Origin of the sequence: Pseudactinotalea sp. (genome assembly GCF_048594945.1) — a bacterium.
Taxonomy (GTDB): Bacteria; Actinomycetota; Actinomycetes; order Actinomycetales; family Beutenbergiaceae; genus Pseudactinotalea.
Genome location: NZ_JBMDXJ010000315.1, coordinates 1 through 16455, shown reverse-complemented (window position 1 = coordinate 16455; position 16455 = coordinate 1). Strand labels below are relative to the sequence as shown.

The 16455-nt window shown below is 70.4% G+C and carries 18 protein-coding genes, 1 tRNA gene and 1 pseudogene; 5 read left to right on the top strand and 15 right to left on the bottom strand.

The genetic code is table 11. From position 1 onward, the window contains the following. The 12 genes from ACOJSN_RS14065 to idi all read right to left on the bottom strand — a co-directional run. On the bottom strand, positions 1-1647 hold a 1647-nt coding region (locus tag ACOJSN_RS14065; protein ID WP_420113125.1), incomplete at its 3' end, for an FtsW/RodA/SpoVE family cell cycle protein. Next, positions 1647-3008 carry a PP2C family protein-serine/threonine phosphatase gene (locus ACOJSN_RS14060; protein WP_420113124.1) on the bottom strand — a complete coding sequence of 454 codons (1362 nt, stop codon included), beginning with the start codon at positions 3006-3008 and terminating at the stop codon, positions 1647-1649. The genes ACOJSN_RS14065 and ACOJSN_RS14060, both read right to left, overlap by 1 nt. 3 nt (positions 3009-3011) lie before the next feature. Then, on the bottom strand, positions 3012-3503 hold the full coding sequence (locus ACOJSN_RS14055) for an FHA domain-containing protein FhaB/FipA (RefSeq protein ID WP_420113123.1): 492 nt from the start codon (positions 3501-3503) through the stop codon (positions 3012-3014). A gap of 7 nt (positions 3504-3510) precedes the next feature. After that, positions 3511-4209, bottom strand: coding sequence for an FhaA domain-containing protein (locus tag ACOJSN_RS14050; RefSeq protein ID WP_420113122.1), 699 nt, complete (start codon positions 4207-4209; stop codon positions 3511-3513). Positions 4210-4456: 247 nt separating this feature from the next. After that, entirely contained in the window at positions 4457-6199 is a 1743-nt protein-coding gene (locus ACOJSN_RS14045; RefSeq protein WP_420113121.1) for a pyruvate dehydrogenase, read from the bottom strand. A gap of 82 nt (positions 6200-6281) precedes the next feature. Next, complete coding sequence (locus ACOJSN_RS14040; protein WP_420113120.1) at positions 6282-7163, bottom strand: prenyltransferase; 882 nt, start codon at positions 7161-7163, stop codon at positions 6282-6284. Further along, a complete protein-coding gene (locus ACOJSN_RS14035; protein ID WP_420113119.1) occupies positions 7160-7471 on the bottom strand; it encodes a lycopene cyclase domain-containing protein in 312 nt (103 codons plus the stop codon). The genes ACOJSN_RS14040 and ACOJSN_RS14035 overlap by 4 nt, the downstream gene beginning before the upstream one ends. After that, on the bottom strand, positions 7468-7791 hold the full coding sequence (locus ACOJSN_RS14030) for a lycopene cyclase domain-containing protein (RefSeq protein WP_420113118.1): 324 nt from the start codon (positions 7789-7791) through the stop codon (positions 7468-7470). Before ACOJSN_RS14030 ends, ACOJSN_RS14035 begins: the two co-directional genes overlap by 4 nt. Further along, the gene (gene crtI / locus ACOJSN_RS14025) at positions 7788-9356 is read right to left on the bottom strand and encodes a phytoene desaturase family protein (RefSeq protein ID WP_420113117.1); all 1569 of its coding nucleotides are present in this window, start codon (positions 9354-9356) and stop codon (positions 7788-7790) included. The genes ACOJSN_RS14030 and crtI overlap by 4 nt, the downstream gene beginning before the upstream one ends. Next, a complete protein-coding gene (locus ACOJSN_RS14020; protein WP_420113116.1) occupies positions 9353-10225 on the bottom strand; it encodes a phytoene/squalene synthase family protein in 873 nt (290 codons plus the stop codon). The genes crtI and ACOJSN_RS14020 overlap by 4 nt, the downstream gene beginning before the upstream one ends. Next, positions 10222-11301 carry a polyprenyl synthetase family protein gene (locus ACOJSN_RS14015; protein ID WP_420113115.1) on the bottom strand — a complete coding sequence of 360 codons (1080 nt, stop codon included), beginning with the start codon at positions 11299-11301 and terminating at the stop codon, positions 10222-10224. The genes ACOJSN_RS14020 and ACOJSN_RS14015 overlap by 4 nt, the downstream gene beginning before the upstream one ends. Continuing rightward, entirely contained in the window at positions 11298-11858 is a 561-nt protein-coding gene (gene idi / locus ACOJSN_RS14010) for an isopentenyl-diphosphate Delta-isomerase (protein WP_420113114.1), read from the bottom strand. The genes ACOJSN_RS14015 and idi overlap by 4 nt, the downstream gene beginning before the upstream one ends. A gap of 78 nt (positions 11859-11936) precedes the next feature. Between idi and ACOJSN_RS14005 the strand changes: the two genes are divergently transcribed. Continuing rightward, the gene (locus ACOJSN_RS14005; protein WP_420113113.1) at positions 11937-12476 is read left to right on the top strand and encodes a MarR family winged helix-turn-helix transcriptional regulator; all 540 of its coding nucleotides are present in this window, start codon (positions 11937-11939) and stop codon (positions 12474-12476) included. Here ACOJSN_RS14005 and ACOJSN_RS14000 read toward each other — a convergent pair. Then, positions 12451-12909, bottom strand: a complete 459-nt coding sequence (locus ACOJSN_RS14000; RefSeq protein ID WP_420113112.1) for a pyrimidine dimer DNA glycosylase/endonuclease V — start codon at positions 12907-12909, stop codon at positions 12451-12453. The two genes, ACOJSN_RS14005 and ACOJSN_RS14000, sit on opposite strands and share 26 nt — an antisense overlap. Positions 12910-12999: 90 nt before the next feature. Between ACOJSN_RS14000 and ACOJSN_RS13995 the strand changes: the two genes are divergently transcribed. The 3 genes from ACOJSN_RS13995 to ACOJSN_RS13985 all read left to right on the top strand — a co-directional run bounded on the left by ACOJSN_RS13995 (position 13000) and on the right by ACOJSN_RS13985 (position 14867). Further along, on the top strand, positions 13000-13467 hold the full coding sequence (locus ACOJSN_RS13995; protein WP_420113111.1) for a hypothetical protein: 468 nt from the start codon (positions 13000-13002) through the stop codon (positions 13465-13467). A gap of 174 nt (positions 13468-13641) precedes the next feature. Continuing rightward, positions 13642-13725, top strand: a tRNA-Leu gene (locus ACOJSN_RS13990). A gap of 347 nt (positions 13726-14072) precedes the next feature. Then, entirely contained in the window at positions 14073-14867 is a 795-nt protein-coding gene (locus ACOJSN_RS13985; RefSeq protein ID WP_420113110.1) for a VOC family protein, read from the top strand. 137 nt (positions 14868-15004) lie between these two features. Here ACOJSN_RS13985 and ACOJSN_RS13980 read toward each other — a convergent pair whose 3' ends face one another. After that, positions 15005-15379, bottom strand: a complete 375-nt coding sequence (locus ACOJSN_RS13980; RefSeq protein WP_420113109.1) for a YciI family protein — start codon at positions 15377-15379, stop codon at positions 15005-15007. A 75-nt stretch (positions 15380-15454) separates the two neighbouring features. Beyond that, positions 15455-15802 carry a cupin domain-containing protein gene (locus ACOJSN_RS13975; protein WP_420113108.1) on the bottom strand — a complete coding sequence of 116 codons (348 nt, stop codon included), beginning with the start codon at positions 15800-15802 and terminating at the stop codon, positions 15455-15457. Between the two features lie 80 nt (positions 15803-15882). Here ACOJSN_RS13975 and ACOJSN_RS13970 point away from each other — a divergent pair. Next, positions 15883-16455 (top strand): annotated as a pseudogene (locus ACOJSN_RS13970) (transcriptional regulator); the annotation flags it as partial.

Sequence of the window (16455 nt, the reverse complement as noted above, 5' to 3'; positions counted from 1 at the left end):
TCCTTCGCTCGTTCCTCGCTCAGTCCCGCCAGGCCCATCCAGTCCCGCGCGAGAGACTCCCGACCCGCCTTCTCTGTCACCTGTGTCTGTGGGTGCGTCTGATTCATGGCCGACGGCGTTGGTGGCCAACTCTTCACGGGTGCCGATGTACTCGGTCTGGTTGCTGGCGAAGGTGTCGTCGTCCTGGACGTTCTCCCAGCCGAAGGCGGATTGGCGCGCGGGGGCGGGTGGAAGGGGGTCGGCAGGGGCGATGTCGCCGAGGGCGATGAGGGCGGTCTCGTTGCCCACGACGCTGCCGGCGCCCACCGGGGCGGGGCGGCGGGCCGCGTCGGAGATGCGGAGCAGGATCGCCACGATGATCCAGTTGGCCACCAGCGAGGAGCCGCCCGCCGCCATGAACGGCATCGTCAGGCCGGTCAGCGGGATCAGGCGGGTGACCCCGCCCACCACCACGAACACCTGGAACGCGATCACGAACGCGAAGCCCGAGGCCAGCAGCTTGCCGAAGCCGTCGCGCACGCCGATGGCGGCCCGCAGCCCGCGCTGGGCGAGCACCAGGTAGAGCATCAGCACCGCGACCAGGCCCGTGAGGCCGAGCTCCTCGCCCAGGCTCGCCACGATGAAGTCCGAGTTCGCGTACGGCACCAGGTCCGGATGCCCCAGCCCCAGGCCGGTGCCCATCAGGCCGCCGGCCGCGAGGCCGAACAGGCCGCGCACCAGCTGTCCGGAGCCGCCGGGGTCGCGGTTGAAGATCTCGGGGTCGAGCGCGTGCAGCCACACGTCGAAGCGGGCGGCCACGTAGTCGAAGGTCGAGTAGGCAAACACCACGCCCACGCCCACGAGCAGCAGCCCGATGATGATCCAGCTGACCTTCTCCGTGGCCACGTACAGCATCGCCACGAACAGGCCGAAAAACAGCAGCGAGGTGCCCAGGTCGCGCTCGAGCACCAGCACGCCCACGCTGACGACCCAGATCACCACGATCGGCGCCAGGTCCGCGAACCGCGGCAGCTGCATCCCGAGCATCTTGTTGCCCGCCAGTGTCAACGCGTCGCGCCGGGTCACGAAGTACCCGGCGAAGAAGATCGCCAGCAGGATCTTGGCGAGCTCGGCCGGCTGGAACGAGAAGCCCGCCACGTTGATCCACAGCCGCGCGCCGTTGATCGTCTGCCCGATGACCGGCAGCATCGGCAGGCACAGCAGCCCGAGGCCGACGACCATCGCCAGGAACGGGTAGCGCCGCAACGTGCGGTGGTCGCGCAGCAGCACCAGCACCGCGGTCGCCAGCACGATCCCGATGATCGTCCACATCAGCTGCCGCTCGGCGAAGCCCGATCGCAGACCGCGCTCGGCGAGCGGCTGGTCGATCCGGTAGATCATCGCGAGCCCGAGCCCGTTCAGGCCCGCCACCACCGGCAGCATCACGGGGTCGGCGTTCGGCGCACGCCACCGCATGACCAGGTGCAGCACCACGGTGAGCGCGACCAGCACCCCGACGTGACGCACGAGATCACCCGGCACTGCGCCGTCGAGGTTCAGTCCCACGATCGCGTACGCGGCCACGCCCACGGCGAGCGCGATCGCGAGCAGCCCCAGCTCGCTGTTGCGGCCGGCGCGGGGGCGCGAAGGAGGCGCGACGGTCGCCATCAGCCGGTCTCCGAGGCCTCGTCCGACGGCGAGGCCTCCTCGGTCTCGTCCGTCGCCGGCGAGGTGGTCCCGTCCGTGGGATCCTCGGGCTCCACAGACTCCTCGGTGGTGGGCAGGTCGTCGGCGAGCCCTGCGACGGTCGCGCGCGCAGCCTCCAGGCTGGCCGCCGCGATGCCCGACTGCACGCGGGCCTGCACGAACGGCGGCAGGGCCGCGACCTCGATCTGCGAGACCTCCTCGACGCTCGAGAGCGTCAACGGCCCGAGCTCCTGCGGCACACCGCGATAGATCGCGACCATCCCGGCGTCGTCGGGTGCCACGTAGAACTGCGACTGGGTCCAGCGGTAGCCCAGCGTGCCCGCACCGGCCAGCAGCAACAACGCCACCACGATCGCGACGACCGTGAAGATCGGCCGCCGGCGCGGCGGGGCGTCGAGGTCGAGCTCGGTCTCCTCGTCGTCGTCCTCGGCGCTGTCGCGAATCAGCTGGCGGGGCGCATCCTTGCGGGCGCTCGCGGTCAGTGCGGCCGCACGGGCGGCCGGGGAGTCGCCGCCTCGGGTCGGTGCCTTGCGGTCGATCGCCGCCGCGCCGACCACCTGCGGCGTGGTCTCGGGGAGATGGCCCGGGTCGGTGACGTCCTTGGCCACGTCGGCCACGATCACCGTGATGTTGTCCTGGCCGCCGGCCCGCAGCGCGAGCTGCACGAGGTCGTCGGCGCAGGCGCCCGGATCGGCGACCTCCGCGAGCACGTCCGCGATCGTCTCGGCCGACACGTACGAGGACAGGCCGTCCGAGCACAACAGCCACCGGTCGCCGTCGTGCAGCTCACGCACCGATTCGTCCAGCTCGATCGCCGCACCCGAGTCGCCCAGCACGCGCAGCAGCACCGAGCGCTGCGGGTGGCTCTCGGCCTCGTCGTCGGTGAGCTGACCGGTGTCCACGAGGTGCTGCACGAACGTGTGGTCGTGCGTGACCTGGTGCATCTGCCCGTCACGCATCAGATAGGCGCGGGAATCGCCGATGTGCACCATCGCCGCCGTTGCACCGGTGCGCAGCAGCGCGATCACGGTGGTGCCGAGGCCCGCGTTCGCGGGGCGTTCCCGCGCGTAGTCGAGGAGGTCGGCGTGGGCGTCCGCCACACCCGCACGCAGCAGGTCCAACAGCTCGTCGGAGGAGTGCTCATCGCCGTCGAGCGGAGCGAGGTGCGCCACCGCGACCGACGACGCCACGTCACCCGCCGCCGCGCCGCCCATCCCGTCGGCGAGCACGAGCAGCTGCGGGCCCGCGTAGCCGGAGTCCTGGTTGTTCTCACGGACGAGGCCCACGTCGGATCGCGCCGCGTAGTGAAGGGTCACGGTCATGGGCTAACGCCGGAGCTCGAGCACGGTCTGCCCCACCCGGATGGGCGTGCCCACCGGCACGGGCGTGGGTCCATCGACCTGCTCGGTGCCCAGCCAGGTCCCGTTCGTCGAGCCGAGGTCTTCCACGTACCAGCCGCCCTCGGCGGGGAAGATGCGCGCGTGCCGGGTGGAGGAGTAGTCGTCGTCGAGCACCAGGGTCGAGGAGGCGGCACGACCCAGCAGGATCGAGTTCTCACCCAGACGCAACGTGGTCCCGTTGAGCGGACCACCGGTGACCACCAGGCGGGTGGGGGCCCCGCGCTTGCCGCGAGATCCCCGACCAGGCGCCGCTCCGCCGTCGTTCGCCTTGGCAGCCGACCGACCGGTGAGGGTGCCGCGCGCGAGCACGCGCGTGCCTGAGACATCGCGGCGGAGCACGCCGATCGAGGCGAGGACCAGGAGCCACAGCAGCACCAGGTAGCCCAGCCGGATCAGCGTGACGACAAGCTCGCTCAACTGATCCTCACTCCGACTCGTCGCTGCCGGTCCAGAACAGGATGCGGGTGCGTCCGATGGTGAGGGTGTTGCCGTCCACGAGCGTGGCGGCCGGCACCCGGTGGCCCTCCACGTACGTGCCGTTCGTCGAGCCCATGTCGGAGGCGATCACGCCATCGGGCGTGACGCGGATCTCGAGGTGGCGGCGGGAGACGCCGGTGTCGTCGACCACGATGTCGGCCTCGCTGCCGCGACCGATCACCGTGACCGGGCCGGTCAACAGGTAGCGCTGACCGTCGATGTCGAGGATCGGGTGACGGCGGCTCGGAGCGCCGCCGGTGGCGGGAGCCACGGCGCCGCGGCGCGAGGACGAGCGCACCCGGAACTTGCCGGTGGGCTCCTCGGTCTCGGTGAAGGTCACCTCGACCGGACCCACGAACACGTACCCCTGCTCGCGCGCGTGGTCCTCAGCGGCGGCGACCATCTCCTCGGCGAGCGCGTCCGCGCCCCAGTCCTGGATCTGATCGAACTCGGTGGGGCCGAGCTCCACCGTGAACGTGTTGGGCACCACGGTGCGGCCGCGTGAGAGCGCAGCTGTGCGTTCATCCATGTCGCGCCGGATCGCCGCCGAGATGTCCACCGGCTTCAGGTCTGGCTTGAACGCCTTGGAGAACGTGCTGCTGAGGGCACGCTCGACCCCCTTCTCGAACCTGTCGAGAACTCCCATCCGGCGCCCCTCCTTCCTGGTCGAGGTGCCCGCGTGGTCACCGCGCACACGTGTGCACACTCATGGTATGCGGCGAATCCGCGCGGTTCACGCCCGGCGCGCGGAGCGGATGCGGTCCACCTCACACGCCCACCGGGCCGCCACCTCCACCGAGAGGGCCCAAACCTGTCCGCAGGGCATGGCCTGCCCCACCCAGCCGACACGGTTGTGCCCTTTCGGGGAGCTTGGGGGCTGGGGAGGGCCGGACTCAGCCGCGCGGGATGTTGCGGAGGTTGGAGCGGGCCATCGAGACCGCTTCGCCCGCGCCGCCGTTGAGCACGATCTTGCTGATCGCGGTGGCGAAACCGAACACCTGGTCGCGGGTGACCTTCGGCGGGATCGACAGGGCGTTGGGGTCGGTGACCACGTCCACCAACGAGGGGCCACGGTGTGCGAACGCCTCGGCGAACGCTGCCTGCAGCTCGGTGGGGTCCTCCACCCTGCGCGTCTGCATGCCCATCGCCGCGCCGATCGCGGCGTAGTCGACGGCGGGCACGTCCACACCGAAGTCGGGCAGCTTGTCCACGAGCATCTCGAGCTTGACCATCCCGAGCGTGGAGTTGTTGAACACCACCACGGTGAGCGGGAGGTCGTACATCACGGTCGTCAGCAGGTCGCCGAGCAGCATCGAGAGCCCACCGTCGCCGCTGACCGCGATCACCTGCCGCTCCGGGTAGGCGAACTGGGCGCCGATCGCATGAGGCATGGCATTGGCCATGGTGCCGTGCTTGAACGACCCGATCAGACGCCGTCGACCATTCGGATTGAGATACCGGGCGGTCCACACGTTGCCCATGCCGGTATCGGCGGTCACGATCGCGTCATCGCTCGCCACCTGGTCGAGGATCGACGCCGCGTACTCGGGGTGGATCGGGCGCAGGTGCTCGACGTCCTTGGTGTAGGCGCCCACGGCATCGTTCATGAGCTTGTCGTGCTTGTCGAGCATCTTGTCCAGGTAGCGGCGGTTGCTCTTCTCCTTGATGAGCGGCAGCAGCGCCTGCAGCGTGGGCTCGACGTCGGCGTTGACCGCCACGTCCACCGTGGTGCGGCGGCCGATCACGGCGGCATCGGCGTCGACCTGGGCCGTGCGCACGTCGGGGAGGAACTGGTCGTAGGGGAAGTCGGTGCCGAGCAGCACGATGAGGTCGGCGTCCTCGAGGCCGGCCGCTGCGGCGCCGTAGCCCAGCAGCCCGGTCATGCCCACGTCGAACGGGTTCTCGTACTGGATCAGGTCCTTGCCGCGCAGGCTGTGCCCGATCGGCGCCTTGACCTTCTCGGCGAGCTCGATCACCAGATCGTGCGCGCCGGCCACGCCGTGGCCCACGAACAGGGCGACCTTCTTGGCGTCGTCGATGGCCTCGGCGAGGGCGCGCAGCGCCTCCGGGTCCGGCGACAGGACGCCCTTGGTGACCCGGCAGAACGGCGGAGCGTCCGCCGTCGTGCGCTCGTCGGCGATATCCCCAGGGAGGGTGACCACGGCGACCCCGCTGCGGGCGAGCGCGTGCGTGATCGCGGCGTGCACCACGCGTGGGGCCTGGTCGGTGGTGCTGATGAGCTCGGAGTAGACCGAGCACTCGGTGAACAGCCGGTCCGGGTGGGTCTCCTGGAAGTACCCCTGACCGATCTGACCGCTGGGGATGTGGCTCGCGATGGCCAGGACCGGCGCGCCGGTGCGGTTGGCGTCGTAGAGGCCGTTGATGAGGTGGAGGTTGCCGGGCCCGCACGATCCCGCGCATACCGCGAGCTCGCCGGTGAGCTGGGCGTCTGCGGCGGCTGCGAGGGCCGCGGCCTCCTCGTGGCGGGTGTGGATCCAGTCGATCCCGCCCTTCGCGGAACCTCCGGTGCGGCGGACGGCGTCGACGATCGGGTTGAGGCTGTCCCCCACGATCCCGTAGATGCGCCGCACCCCGGCGGCCTGGAGCTGGGCGATGAGCTGTTCGGCGACCTTCATGTCTCGACGTTACGCGGACGCGCTCGCCGGTGCATCAGGTTGGTCTCTGGCCGGGAACCACGATCTCGACGGCCGCGCTCGATCAGGGGAAGAGGGTCACCCAGATCAGGAGCATCGTCACGAGGAACCCGACGGCGTAGTTGATGGCGAGGAACCGGCGCCAGCCGGCGTTGGCGCGGTAGGAGTCGGCGTCGCTGAGGCGCACGTACGGTGCGGCGGCCAGCAGATACGGCGCCACGAGCAGGGCGGCCAACGGGCCGGGCCACGGAGTGGTGAGCATCAGCACGGCTGCACACACCCACATCGACAGCGCGAATCGGACCGTGCGCGCGGCACCCAGCACGGTGGCGACCGAAGCGATGTCGCCGGCCCGGTCGGGCACCACGTCCTGCACCGCGCCGAACGCGTGCGCTGCGACGCCCCAGGCCAAGAACGCGGCCAGCACGGTCAGCTGGGTCGGCGTGAAGGCCGCGCCGGCCAGCGCGAAGCCGTAGACGGCGGGGCTGACGAAGTGCGTCGAGGACGTCAGCGAGTCCAGGAACGGCCGCTCCTTGAACCGCAGCACCGGCACCGAGTAGGCGGCCACCGCGAACAGGCTGACGCCGAGCACCAACCACGATGCCGGACCCCCCAGGGTCACGAGCACCGCCACGAAAGGGAGCGCGAGCAGCACCGCGACCCGCAGGGTGACGCGATGCACGCTCGGGTCCAGCAGGGCACCCTCAGCGCCGCCCTTGCGGGGGTTGGCGGCATCGGAGGCGTGGTCGAACACGTCGTTGATCCCATACATCGCCAGGTTGTAGGGGATGAGGAAGAACAGCGTGCCGACCACCAGCGCGAGGTCGATCTCACGCGTGGTCAACAGGTACGCGGCGGCGAACGGATAGGCGGTGTTGATCCAGCTCAGCGGCCGCGAGGCCAGCAGCAGTCGGGCGGCCGTGGCCGGTGTGCGGGTCGCCGTCATGACCGCTCGCCGCGGTCGAGGAGGTTCCATGCTGCCGTCAGGAGCAGCACGCCTGCCAGCGGGTAGGCGAAGTCCTCGATCGGCGCCAACCCGATCCGGATGCCGGAGATCTGGGCATCGGCGTAGTCGAACAGCCCCGCGGCGATCATCACGTTGTCGAAGATCGCCGTCAGTGCCACGAGCACGACGGCGGTCATCACCAGGGCGCGCAGGTGGCCTCGACCGCCACCTCGCCGGTGCCGCACCGCGGCCACCGCGACCGCCGCGGCCACGCCGACGAACGCCGCACACAGCAGCAGATAGGTCACGACGCCTCCCTGCGCCCGAGCAGCCGCCGTGCGAGCGTGTAGAGCACGAGCGTCTGGTAGCAGAGGAACGCGAGGAAGAAGATCTCCTCGAGCGGCAGCTCGGGTGCGAGCAGGATGCCGGTCATCAGGTCGTTCTCGGCGCGGAAGAAGATCCCCAGACCGATGCCCGCGAGGTCCCACACCACGAAGAACGCGAGTCCGATCGCCATCGTCAGGGCGGCGCGGCGCGCGTCATGCCAGAAGACCAGCCGCCACCGGTGATCGATGAGCGCCATGCACCCCAGCAGCACCACCAGCACCAGCAGATAGGCGATGCTCATCCGGTGCCGCCCACCCGCACGGACGAGCGGGCAGGCTCGGGCAGGCGACCGCCTCCACGCTGGCCACGCACCCGCTTGGCGATCAGCTCGGCGCTGATCAGGCACATCGGCACGCCGATGCCGGGGATCGTGGTGGCGCCCGCGTGCAGCAGCCCGCGCACCTTCGGGTTGTCGATCCGGCCGCGCAGGAACGCGCTCTGCCGCAGCACATGCGCCGGCCCGAGGGCCGAGCCGCGCCAGGAGCCGAGGTCGTCGGCGAAATCTGCCGGCCCCACGGTGCGCCGCAGCACCACCCGGTCGGCGAGATCGCGCTCACCCGTCCAGGTGGCGAGGTTCGCGATCGCGGCGTCGGCGATCTGCTCGACGCGCGGATCACCGGCCCCGCCGATGCCGCCGTGTCCGAGGCCGGTGTCCGCCGGCACCGGGACGAGCACGAACAGGTTCTCGTGGCCTGCTGGGGCAACGCCCCTGTCGGTGGCGCTCGGCCGGCACACGTAGACCGACGCCGGATCGGGTACCCGACCCGCCTCGATCGCTCCGAAGTTCTCTCGCCAGTCGTTGGTGAAGGCCAGTGAGTGGTGCGGCAGCCGCGGCAGCGCCCCGCGCACGCCGAGCATCGCCAGCACCGCCGAGGGGCCGGGATCGGCCCGTCGCCAGGAGGCCTCGCTGCGAGTGCGGTGCTCGGGCGCCAGGAGCCGCTGCTCGGTGTGGTGCAGGTCGGCGGCCGAGACGACGATGTCGGCACGCACGTGGCGAGTCCCGCTCGAGCCGTCGCTCACGTCGAGACCGGTCGCGACGCCGTCGGACACCGTGATCCGGCCGACCGGTGCACCCGTGCGCAGCACGGCGCCACGTGCCTCGGCGAGGCGAGCCAGGTCCTCGACCACCGCCGTGAACCCGCCCATCGGGTAGAAGACGCCATCCTCGAGGTCGAGGTGACTCATGAGGTGGTACATGCTCGGCGCGCGGTAGGGCGAGGTGCCCAGGAACACGGCGGGGTAGCCGAGGACCGGCTGCAGGCGCGGGTCGGTGACCGTGCGGGCGGCGCGAGCGGCGAGTGGCTCGGTGAGCAGCCTCAGCAGGCGGTGCGCGCGGCGCAGCTCGGGCCAGCGCAGCAGACCTCGCGGCGAGGCGAAGTCGTCGTAGAGAAAGTGGTCGAGCGCGAGGCGGTAGGTCTCGCGAGCGGAGTCGAGGTAGCGCTCCATGCGCGCGCGGCTGCCGGGCTCGACCTGCTCGAACGCAGCCAGTGAGCACTCGCGGTCGGAGCCGAGGTCGAGCTGGCCGGCGCCGCTCTCGAAGAACACCCGGTACCCGGGGTCCAGGCGGACGAGGTCGAGCTGGTCGGCGGTGGTGGTGCCGAGCAGCCGGTAGAAGTGCTCGAACACCTCGGGCATGAGGAACCACGACGGGCCGGTGTCGAATCGGAAGCCCTCGAAGGCCCACGAGCCGGCACGGCCGCCGAGGGCGTCGCGGGCCTCGAACAGCTCGACGTCGTGGCCGTCGGCGGCGAGCAGCGCGGCCGTGCTCAGGCCGGTGATCCCGCCCCCGATGATCGCGATCTTCATGCGCGCACCCGGGGCTTGCTGAACGCGCTGCTGGCGACGATCACGACCTTGCGGTGGTCCGCGATGCGCACGCGCGCCTGCACGAGCCGGTCCGCCGGGGTGGCCCGCAGCGTTCGTGCCAGCTCGGTGAACAGCGCGTGCGCGGCGGCGACAGCGTGTCGGCTGGAGCGGGGCAGGTGCGCGAGGGCGACGCGTGCGACGCGCAGGTCGTGGTCGATGTCGTCGAGCAGTCGAATCTTGTCGGTCTCGGTGAGGCGGCTGGGGTCGACGTCCGGGAAGTAGCTGCGGCCGCGCTCGGCGTAGTCCTCGCCGAGGTCGCGCAGGAAGTTGATCTTCTGGAACGCGGCGCCGAGGTGACGGGCGCCGGGTGCGAGCCGTGAGCGGAGCTCGTGGGGTGCGCGCTCGGCGGCCGTGAAGGCGTGCAGGCACATCAGTCCGATCACCTCTGCGGAGCCGTACACGTAGGCGTCGAACTCGTGCGCGCTCAGGTGCTCCACGGGTTCGAGGTCGCGCCGCATCGAGGCGAAGAAAGGGCGGGTGAGAGTGGCGCTGAATCCCGTGCGGCGTGCGGTCCGGGCGAACGCGTGGACCACGAGGTTGGTGCTGAAGCCTCCCGTGAGTGCGTGCTCGACCTCCCTCTCGAGCGCGTCGAGCGCGTCCCGGCGGGCGGCGGCGTCGAGGCCGGCCTGCTGGGCCGGGCCGTCGACGATCTCGTCGGCGATCCGCACCAGTGCGTAGATGTCGACGACGTGCTGGCGGACCTGGCGCCCGAGCAATCGGCTGGCGAGCCCGAACGAGGTCGAGTAGGTGCTGATCACGCGAGCGGCGCTGCGGTGCGCAGCCGCGTCGTAGAGGTCGAGCGCGGTCATCGCTGCCGCGTTCGCACGGTGTCGCTGATCGCGATGACGGAGGCGAACAGCTGGTGCGGGGCATCGAGTGCGCGCATCGTTGAGCGGGCACGGTCCAGCTCCGCGTCGATGCGTTGTTCGACGCGCGCGAGCGCGCCGGAGTCGCGGATGGCGCGGCGCAGCTGGTCCGCCGAGCGCTCGTCGAGGTCGCGACGCCCGAAATGGTGCTGCACGCGCGGCCAGCGCGGATGCCGGCGCGCGTAGGCGACGAGCAGCGTCTCCTTGCCCTCGCGCAGGTCGCTGATCGCGCTCTTGCCGGTGATGTGTTCGTCGCCGAATACGCCCAGCACGTCGTCGCGCAGCTGAAAAGCGATGCCGAGGTGGTGTCCGACCTCGCCCAGTCCGGCGAGGGTGTCACCGTGGGCGCCTGCCAAGATCGCGCCCGCTTGCAGCGGTGTCGCGAACGAGTACCCGGCGGTCTTGTTCTCGACGACGGAGATCACGGTCTCCTCGCTCGGTGCCGCCGCCACGGCGAGCCAGACATCGGCGTGCTCGCCTGCCGCGGTGCGCAGAACGCAGTCGTCGAGCAGCTCGAGCAGCGCCCGGCGGCGGGAGGCCGGAGCCCGTAGCCCGGCCACCATCGTGTGGGCTGAGCTGATCAGCAGGTCCCCGGCCAGGATGGCCGAGGCCTGCCCGTACCCGGACGCGGACTCGGAGCGTGCGCCCGCATCGATGGCCTCGACGACCGCGCGGCCTGCGACGTTGGGGCGGCCGCGGCGCACGAGGTCGTGGTCGATCACGTCGTCGTGGATGACGAACGCGGTGTGCAGCAGCTCGAGCGCGGCAGCAAGCTCGAGGACATCGGCCGGTAGGGGGCCGGTCTCACCGGCCAGGTGGCGGTAGGCCAGCAGCAGCAGGGCAGGGCGGAGCCGCTTGCCGCCGCGCGCGGCGTCACGCGTGGCCTCCCACAGGCGGCGGTAGGTCTGCCCGTAGTGGTCGGCGCGGGCGATCTGGCGCTCGAAGTAGCGATCGAGCGTGGCAGCGACGGCGCGGGTGTCGGCTTCGGTGAGCGTGTTCTCGTGGGCCGGCGCGCTCATCGAGCCACCGCCGTGCCGTCCAGCAGCGGCAGCTGGGGCGCGTGCTCGGTCAGCCAGGGGCTGAAGGCCCACGGGGTGAGGTGAAGGGCAGCTGCGAGATCGCCGGGCTCGATCCAGCGGTAGGCCATCACCTCGGTCGGATCGGGCCGCAGCTCATCGCCGTCGGCGGTGGCGACCAGAACGGGGCAGACCTCGTTCTCGACCGTGCCGGAGTCATCGACCGCGCGGTACCGGAAGTCGGGAACAGCGACCTCGATGTCGTGCACGGCGATGCCGAGCTCGGTCCGTGCTCGCCGGATGACGGCGTTGATCAGGGACTCCCCCGGCGCGGGGTGACCGCAGACCGAGTTGGTCCAGACGCCTGGCCAGGTGCGCTTGGACAAGGCCCGTCGTGTGACGAGCAGGCGCCCTGCGCCGTCGAGCACATGGCACGAGAACGCGAGGTGCAAGGGGGTATCACGGTGATGGACCTCGGACTTGTCGGCGACACCGACGGGCGAGCCACCGTCGTCGAGCAGGACGACCTGCTCACGGACGGCGGTGGGAATCTCGCTCATCTATCTCTCCCGGCTAGATACTTGCCAAGCAAGTTAAGAACCTAGCACGAGTATTACTAGCCGGGCTAGCATGTTGCCGTGGAGAAGCCGGAGGACGAGGTTGCCGCCTCGATGCACGATCCTCGGCTGACCGACCCCCAGGGCGAGTTGGTCGCTCGTGCGGGCATGTCCGAGGCTGATGTCGAGCAGGTCGTGCAGGTCATGAACGCGCTGCGTGGGTGGCACGACGCGGCCGATCGGATGAGCGAGGCGTCCCGGCGCTACATGCGGCTCAACGACACCGACATGCGGGCACTGCGCTACCTGATCGCCGCGCGGAACCAGGAGCTCCAGGTGACGCCGGGTTCGCTCACCACCTACCTAGGGATCTCGAGCGCGTCGACCACCAAGATGCTCGACCGGCTCGAGCGTGGTGGTCACGTGCGGCGCTCACCGCACCCGACCGACCGGCGGGCGCTGACGGTCGCGGTGACCGATTCGACGCGCGCCGACGCGCGGCAGAGCGTCGGCCGTCAGCACGCGCACCGGTTCGCGGTCGCTGCGGCGATGTCTCGGAAGGAGCGCGACGTCGTCATCGCATTCCTCGAGGCGCTCACCGCGACCGAGCAGGCGGAGTAGGAGCAGCGCGCTCCCAGTCGGCAACCGGTCCTGGCACCACCGCGAAGAGCGGGTGTGGCTCCGGCACGGTCAGCTCGACGAGCGGCGCGACCAGCGAGGGGTTGCGGACGTCGAGCTTGGCGAGAAGATGGTCGCGCTCGAGGTCGAGCTGACCGTCCGTGACGGCGATCGGAGCGACAGGGTGGCCGGGCTCGAGGATGCGGGTGCGGTCGAAGCGGTACCCGCGGTTGTCGGCTTCGTCGGCGAGGCCCTCGAGGAAGCGGCCGATGGCGGGCTGCGGCTGGTCGTGCCCGCGGAAGCGCTCCAGCTGCGGGTGGCGGGTGTAGCCGTGCGTGCGACCGGCGAGCACCGCCTGCGCGAGCAGCGCCTCGCGCCATCCCGCGACCAGGCCGGCACGGTCGAGATAGCGGGGGTGAAGAGACCACAGGCGCACGGGGTCAGGGTAGGCGGGTGGGCAGTCCTCCCCGGCCGGGCGCCGTCATCCACGCCGCGCTGGTGACACAGGCCGGGTATGAACTCAACCATGGGCAACAGGAGTGCGCGGGTGTGGGGTGCGGCGCTCGCGGTGATGGTCGCGATGGTGTTGGCGGCGTGCGAGTCGGCCGGCGATCAGCGGGTGGGTGAGCTGGTCGGGTCGTGGTCGCAGGCGGACTCCGACAGCTGGGTCGAGGACGCGATGCCGATCGAGACCGTGCTGATCACCTCGGACGTGGAGCGCGAGGAGTGGATCGACGCCATGGATGGTGCTGACGAGCTGGACCCGCTGCGCGACGTGGACCTCAGCGAGAACGTGCTGGTCATCGGCGGCTACCACAGGTGCGTGGAGTACAGCCTCGTGCTGCTGGAGGCCGGCGCGCTGGAGTTCGTGGTCACGATCGACAAGGAGGACGAGAACACCCACTGCTCCTGGTCGCCCTACACGGTCGATGCGTGGGCGGTGCCGCTGGAGGCCACCGGCGGCGAGGTCCCGGAGCTGCACAGCGAGCCGTGAAACAGATCGCACGCTCGATGCCGCGGCAACCGGTTGCTTCGGCGCCGTGCGCGCATCGAGGGTCGATTCTGTTGCACGCTCGCTCGAGCTGACTCGGGCGTGAGTCGCCCCGCCGCCGCGTGCTACCCTGCTACCCGCTGTTCTGCGCAGGAAACCGCGCGGAGCCAGCACCACGCGCAAGTGGCGGAATAGGCAGACGCGCACGGTTCAGGTCCGTGTGCCCGAAAGGGCGTGGGGGTTCAACTCCCCCCTTGCGCACAGCATGTCTTGAGTCGCGACACCGTTGACAGACGGGGTCGCGACTCACGTCGTTTGTGGGGGTTCGTTGCGCGGGTTCGGTGAGGGTGCCGAGAGTGAAGGTTCGTGACCCGAAGTAGCTCGGCGCGCACGCCCGTCGTCGCAGCGACGGCCCACGCCAACGGAGCACGCCTCGCCGACGGGAGAGTGGACGACTGCCACGATGGGTGCTGCGTGCGGGCGAGCGACGGCGACCGCTGACATGACTCATCCTCCGGGCAGGGCTTGGGCGGTTCTCGGCTGGGCGTCCCTGCAGAGGTGCGGGAACCCACGTTCGTTACGCTGATCACTCCGATCGAAGGAGACCTGTGGGCACCCGGACCGGATACGCGCCTGGAACGTTCTGTTGGGCCAACCACTCGACACCGGACCTCAATGCTGCGAAGAGCTACTACGGCGGCTTGTTCGGCTGGGGCTACGACGACCGCACAGGTGACGGATTCTGGATGGCCCGCAAGGGCGACCAGAACGTCGCGGCGCTCTACCCCCTCGATGACCAGGAACACGCACAGGGGATCCCACCGCACTGGAACAACTACGTCAGCGTCGTCGATGCCGATGCTGCCGCCGCCAGAGCCACGGAGCTCGGCGGAACCGTGGTCGAAGGTCCGTACGACGTCTCAGACGCCGGGCGCACCGCCGTGTTGAACGATCCAGAAGGCGCCATGTTCTGGGTCTGGCAGCCTCGAGCCCACATCGGGGCCGGCCGCGTCAATGAGTCCGGATGCCTGACGTGGAACGAGCTACGAACCGCGGAGCCCGAGCGTGTGCTCCTGTTCTACGCGGACCTGTTCGGTTGGAGTTTCGAGCAAGTCGACCGCACTGCTGGCGGCGGCTACTGGGAGATCAGCACGCCCGCCGCAGGTGGTCGGCGAAACGGTGGAGTGCGCCAGCTGCCGTCTGCGGACGCCCTGAGCAGCGCGACCTACTCCTGGATCCCGTATTACGCCGTTGAGTCCGTGCTCGCCACGACCGAGGCAGCAAGGGCGGCCGGTGGGCGCGTCCATGCCGGTCAAGGCCGCCCGGACGCAGACGCCACCGCGACGATCGAGGACCCCACCGGCGCCGTCGTCGGTCTCTACCAGGGCCCGCTCGACGCCTGACCCGAGCAGCACCACGGGTCGCCCCCCACGCTGGCGAGCAGCAGGTGTGCTGAGATCACACCTGCTGCTCGGTGACGTGACACGACGGCCGATCGAGCGACCAGCGATGCACGCTGCCGCATGTGCCGTCGGCTACCTCACTCGGGCGCCTCCTGCAGCGCGCGGACCTCGATCCGCGAGCCGAGCGCGGCGGACGCCTGCTCCGCCCAGCGCAGCGCGCTCTCGTCATCGGCGGCCTCGATGATCCAGAACCCGCCAACGTACTGGGTCGCGTCGACGAACGGTCCCGGGATGCGCTTGGCCTCGGCGCCCGTGGCATCCACGGTGATCGCGGTCGATGGCGGCTGCAGTCCGCCTGCGGTCACGAACGCCCCCGCCGCGTTGAGGTCGTCGTTGAACTGGCCTACGGCGGCCATCGCGGCCTCGAGCTCGGCCGGATCCATCTCCTGCATCGACTCCATGGTCGGTTCGTCGGCGGTGTCGTGCGGCATGGTCAGGAAGTAGTGCGTCATGGGAGTTGCTCGCTCTCTGTGTTGTGTGAACTGGATCTGGGTCGACTTGAGTGCCCAGGTGGGCAAGGGGCGCCGTCAGGACTCTTCGGCGAACTCCTGGATCATCACCGGGGAGGCGTGGATGCAGACGATGCGCAGGGTGCCGGTCCCGGTGTTGGTGAAGCGGTGCCAGGAGTTCGCCGGCGCGACGGCGGTGTCGCCCGCACGGGCGACCATGCTCTCGCCGTCGACGACGATCGTGGCCTCGCCCTCGAGCACGCTCCACGTCTCGTCGTAGGGGTGGCGGTGCAGACCCGGGCCCTGGCCAGGGTCGGAGGTGACGAGGAAGAACGAGACGGTGGACCCGTAGCCCTCCCCCTCGAACCGGAGGGTGCGGCTGTCGCCGACGCGGATGCTGTCGGCGGAGATCGGTGCGGTGGTCATGAGCTCGTCCTCTCGTTGGGTGCTGTGCTTTGGTGGGCACCACTCTGCGCGGGGCCGCACGGGCTGGCTACCCTTTCGATGTGGATCGAAAGATCGTGGAGTTCCGGCTGGGCTCGAGCGACATCAGCGCGGTCCGCTTCGGGCTCTCCCCAGGTCATGAGCTGGTGCACGCGGTGCGTGTGCTCTTCCGCCCGCAGACGGCGCCGTTGCAGTGGGGCTGGTTCCGCAGCGTGCAGAACCAGCCGCACAGCCCGGCGCTTCGGCTGATGGCGATGATCTGCGGGCTCGAGGGCTACATGCCGGATTTCCTGACGGCGACGCCGTCCGGTGACATGAGCCCGGACGAGGAGCTGGCGCGCCTGCGCGAGGTGCCCACCGAGCGACTGCAGTTCGACCTCGAGAAGATGGTGCTCCGCTCGAGCGGCGCCCGGCAGCAGGAGATCCGCGAGCTGATCGCGGACCCGGACCGCGCCCGACCGATGATCGCCGATGCCTGGCTGGAGGTCTGGGAGTCGCTGCTCGCGCCGGTCTGGCCGCAGATGCTCCGGCTGCTGCGCGCCGACATCGCCGTGCGAGCCCCCCCTTGCAGCGCCCCCGGCCTCGCCCAGATGGCGCGCACCCAGCACACCACGGTCACCAGGGCCGATGAGTTA

Coding starts and splice junctions, on each gene's coding strand:
- ACOJSN_RS14040 (WP_420113120.1), bottom strand. CDS start 7,163: ATGACGGCGACCCGCACACCGGCCACGGCCGCCCGACTGCTGCTGGCC.
- ACOJSN_RS14015 (WP_420113115.1), bottom strand. CDS start 11,301: ATGAGCGCGCCGGCCCACGAGAACACGCTCACCGAAGCCGACACCCGC.
- ACOJSN_RS14030 (WP_420113118.1), bottom strand. CDS start 7,791: ATGAGCATCGCCTATCTGCTGGTGCTGGTGGTGCTGCTGGGGTGCATG.
- ACOJSN_RS14045 (WP_420113121.1), bottom strand. CDS start 6,199: ATGAAGGTCGCCGAACAGCTCATCGCCCAGCTCCAGGCCGCCGGGGTG.
- ACOJSN_RS13995 (WP_420113111.1), top strand. CDS start 13,000: ATGGGCAACAGGAGTGCGCGGGTGTGGGGTGCGGCGCTCGCGGTGATG.
- ACOJSN_RS14020 (WP_420113116.1), bottom strand. CDS start 10,225: ATGACCGCGCTCGACCTCTACGACGCGGCTGCGCACCGCAGCGCCGCT.
- ACOJSN_RS13980 (WP_420113109.1), bottom strand. CDS start 15,379: ATGACGCACTACTTCCTGACCATGCCGCACGACACCGCCGACGAACCG.
- ACOJSN_RS14050 (WP_420113122.1), bottom strand. CDS start 4,209: ATGGGAGTTCTCGACAGGTTCGAGAAGGGGGTCGAGCGTGCCCTCAGC.
- ACOJSN_RS14060 (WP_420113124.1), bottom strand. CDS start 3,008: ATGACCGTGACCCTTCACTACGCGGCGCGATCCGACGTGGGCCTCGTC.
- ACOJSN_RS13975 (WP_420113108.1), bottom strand. CDS start 15,802: ATGACCACCGCACCGATCTCCGCCGACAGCATCCGCGTCGGCGACAGC.
- crtI (WP_420113117.1), bottom strand. CDS start 9,356: ATGAAGATCGCGATCATCGGGGGCGGGATCACCGGCCTGAGCACGGCC.
- idi (WP_420113114.1), bottom strand. CDS start 11,858: ATGAGCGAGATTCCCACCGCCGTCCGTGAGCAGGTCGTCCTGCTCGAC.